Source organism: Gemmiger formicilis (assembly GCF_016901605.1).
Taxonomy (GTDB): domain Bacteria; phylum Bacillota; class Clostridia; order Oscillospirales; family Ruminococcaceae; genus Gemmiger; species Gemmiger formicilis_B.
Genome location: NZ_JACJKP010000252.1, coordinates 1 through 3,002, shown reverse-complemented (window position 1 = coordinate 3,002; position 3,002 = coordinate 1). Strand labels below are relative to the sequence as shown.

General features: G+C 57.7%; 2 protein-coding genes. One reads left to right on the top strand and one right to left on the bottom strand.

Going from position 1 to position 3,002, the window contains the following annotated elements; genetic code table 11:
* Positions 1–45 precede the first annotated feature (45 nt).
* On the top strand, positions 46–1,368 hold the full coding sequence (locus H6B10_RS13715) for an alpha-amylase family glycosyl hydrolase (protein WP_204652118.1): 1,323 nt from the start codon (positions 46–48) through the stop codon (positions 1,366–1,368).
* A gap of 67 nt (positions 1,369–1,435) precedes the next feature.
* On the opposite strand, the gene H6B10_RS13710 is transcribed toward H6B10_RS13715, so the two are convergent.
* Positions 1,436–2,908 carry a glutamate synthase subunit beta gene (locus H6B10_RS13710; protein WP_204652117.1) on the bottom strand — a complete coding sequence of 491 codons (1,473 nt, stop codon included), beginning with the start codon at positions 2,906–2,908 and terminating at the stop codon, positions 1,436–1,438.
* Positions 2,909–3,002: the final 94 nt, after the last annotated feature.

Genomic DNA, 3,002 nt, shown 5'->3' with positions numbered 1-3,002 from the left:
GGTACAGCGGGGAGAAAATCCCGCTAAAAAATAGGAGGATAAACTATGTGGTACAATGAAGCTGTGGTCTATCAGATCTATCCGCTGGGGCTTTGCGGCGCACCGCTGCAAAACGACGGAGATGCGGCCCAGGCAGAACAGCACCGGCTGCTGCGGGTACTGGACTGGGTAGACCACATCCGGGAACTGGGGGCAACCTGCGTACTGTTCAACCCGCTGTTTGAAAGCGATGCCCACGGTTATGATACCCGGGATTACACCAAAGTGGATTGCCGCCTGGGCACCAACGAAGACCTGAAAACCGTGATCGGCGCACTGCATGACGCGGGCATCCGCGTGCTGCTGGATGGTGTGTTCAACCATGTGGGGCGCGGTTTCTGGGCGTTCAAAGATGTGCAGGAAAAGAAATGGGACAGCCCCTATAAAGACTGGTTCCATATCAGCTTTGACGGCAACACCAACTATAACGACGGTTTCTGGTACGAAGCATGGGAAGGCTGCAACGAGCTGGTCAAACTGAATCTGCAGAACCCTGCGGTCAAACAGTATCTGTTTGATGTGGTCCGTGGCTGGGTGAAGGACTATGACATCGACGGTCTGCGCCTGGATGTAGCCTATTGCCTGGACCTTGGATTCCTGGCGGAACTGCGTGCGCTGGCCGATCAGGTCAAACCAGAGTTTGTCCTGGTGGGCGAAACGCTGCACGGTGACTACAACCGCTGGATGAACGATCATGCCTGCCACAGCGTGACCAACTACGAGTGCTATAAGGGGCTGTATTCCAGTTTCAACACCGGCAATATGCACGAAATCAGTTACAGCCTCAACCGGCAGTTCGGCGCCGAACCCTGGTGCCTGTACACCGGCAAGCATCTGCTTTCCTTTGTGGATAACCACGATGTGACCCGTGTGGCCACCATCCTGACGGATAAAGCGTGCATCAAACCGCTGTATGGTCTGTTGTTCGGTATGCCCGGTGTGCCTGCTGTCTATTATGGCAGCGAGTGGGGCGTGGAAGGGGACAAAAAGAACGGTGATCCCACCCTGCGCCCGGCCATCGAAAAGCCGGAAGAAAACAATCTGAGCCAGTGGATCTCGCTGCTGGCGCAGGCCCGCACTTCCAGCCCGGCTCTGTGCAACGGCAGTTACCGCAATGTGATGGTTCAGCCCAAGCAGCTGATTTTTGAGCGCCGCACCAACGATGAGCGGGTACTGGTAGCCATCAATGCCGACAGCGCACCGTACACAGCGCACTTTGACGCGGGCTGCGGTATGGCGATGGACCTGATTACCGGTGAACCCCATGACTTTGGCGGCGGCAGTGAACTGCCCCCTTACAGCTGCGCTTTCTGGAAGATGGAGCGCTGATCTTATTCAACATGCAAAAATATCCCCCACAGAGGAAAACTCCTCTGCGGGGGATTTTTGCGGTTTGTTACAGATTGGTATAGCCCATCAGGCAGGTATCCACCACGGCGGCGGTATCCCGGCCTTCCCGCAGGGCCCAAACCACCAGGCTTTGTCCGCGGCGCATGTCTCCGCAGGCGAAAACACCCGGTACGTTGGTGGCGTAGTGGTTATCGGCCACTGTGCCACGCGCAGTAAGGTCCACGCCAAAGGCATCGGTTACGTAGGATTCACACCCTACAAATCCGGCGGCAATCAGCACCAGATCGCAGTCCACGGCAAATTCCTCGCCGGTGGGAACCATCTGACGGCGACCGTCCGCCACCTGGCTTTCCAGCTTTTCCAGCAGAGCACCGCAGACCTGACCGGCTTCGTTCTTGTAGAACTCTTTGACGGTGGTCTGGTATACCCGGGGATCGCTGCCGAATTTGGCAATGGCTTCCTGCTGGCCGTAATCGGTTTTCAGTACCCGGGGCCATTCCGGCCAATCATTGCCGGGGGCGCGGGCTTCGGGCGGGCAGGGCATCATCTCCAGCTGCAGTACGCTTTCACATCCCTGCCGGATGGCTGTGCCCACACAGTCGTTGCCTGTGTCGCCGCCGCCAATCACAAGAACCCGTTTACCCTGGGCGCTGATCGCTTTTCCGTCAGCAAAATTGGAATCCAGCAGGCTGTGGGTCACGCTGGTCAGGTAATCCACGGCAAAGTGGATACCGCCGGCATCCCGGCCCGGAGCGCTGATATCCCGGGGCTGTTTGGCCCCGCAGCACAGCACAACGGCGTCATACTGGTCTTTCAGTTCCTCGGCGCTGATGTTGCCGCCGACATTGGCCCCCAGCACAAATTCGATTCCTTCCTCCTGAAGGATCTTTACCCGACGGTCGATGACCCATTTTTCCAGCTTCATGTTGGGAATGCCGTACATCAGCAGACCACCCACACGGTCCTCGCGTTCGTAAATGGTTACGCTGTGGCCCCGTTTGTTCAAAAGGTCCGCCACCGAAAGCCCGGCAGGGCCGGCCCCGACCACAGCAACCTTTTTGCCGGTACGGGCAGGGGGCGGGACGGCACGGATCGCACCGCTTTCGTAACCGTACTCCACAATGGCCCGCTCGTTCTCTTTGACAGTCACCGGGTCACCGGTTGCCATGCCGCAGGTGCAGGCCGCCTCACACAAAGCGGGGCACACACGGCTGGTAAATTCCGGAAAACGGTTGGTGGCGATCAGCCGATGCACCGCCAGGTTCCATTTACCCTGGCAAATCAGATCATTCCACTCCGGAATCAGGTTATTCAGCGGGCAGCCGCTGTACATACCGCCCAGCAGCATGCCGCTCTGGCAAAAGGGAACGCCGCAATCCATGCAGCGGGCCCCCTGTGCCTGCTGTTCCTCTGCCAACAGGGGCAGATGGAACTCCTTGAAATTCTCGATTCGTTCTTCAGGCGGCAGTTCCAGGCTGGTCTGCCGTTTGATCTCCATAAATCCTGTCGGTTTACCCATTGTTGCTGCCTCCCTTACTTGGCGTTTTTCATGGCATAGAATGCTTCAATCTGGGCCTGCTCGCTGTCCTCGCCCTTTTCTTCCATCTGGGCAA

Bases quoted from the DNA above. Each gene is read 5' to 3' on its own strand.
- H6B10_RS13715 (WP_204652118.1), top strand. From the start codon at position 46: ATGTGGTACAATGAAGCTGTGGTCTATCAGATCTATCCGCTGGGGCTT.
- H6B10_RS13710 (WP_204652117.1), bottom strand. From the start codon at position 2,908: ATGGGTAAACCGACAGGATTTATGGAGATCAAACGGCAGACCAGCCTG.